The 404-nt window shown below is 67.1% G+C and carries 1 protein-coding gene; it reads left to right on the forward strand.

The genetic code is table 11. From position 1 onward, the window contains the following. A partial coding sequence (locus I6F37_RS42820) for a LapA family protein (protein WP_225154801.1) occupies positions 1-193 on the forward strand: 193 nt, incomplete at its 5' end. Between the last annotated feature and the right edge of the window lie 211 nt (positions 194-404).

Here is a 404-nt window from a genome sequence, read left to right on the forward strand (position 1 = left end):
GGTCGGCCTTGTTGTGTTGGCCGTCGCGACGGTGGTCTTCATCGTGCAGAACAGCGATCGGTCGAAGGTCCGCTTCCTGTTCTTCAGCGTGACGACGCGAGTATGGGTCGGTGTTCTCGTGGCCATCGCCCTCGGGGTCATCCTCGACCGCTTGTTCTCGGTCTGGTGGCGCCGCCGCAAGGAACGCGAGTGACCTGCGGGCACGGAACGCGAGTGACGCGCGTGGTTGCCACGCACATGACCGCTTGACTGACGCTCTGTGAAGCCCCCGGCCGCGCCACCTCGTGAGTCCGTCGCGTCGAGCGATGGCGTCTCGTTGACCGTGCATCACCTGGTCTCCGGTCCTGCGTCTGCCCCGCTCCTGGTCTCGCACGCCACGGGCTTCCACGCCCGCGCCTACCGCC

Source organism: Bradyrhizobium sp. NBAIM08 (assembly GCF_020193935.1).
Taxonomy (GTDB): Bacteria; Pseudomonadota; Alphaproteobacteria; order Rhizobiales; family Xanthobacteraceae; genus Bradyrhizobium; species Bradyrhizobium yuanmingense.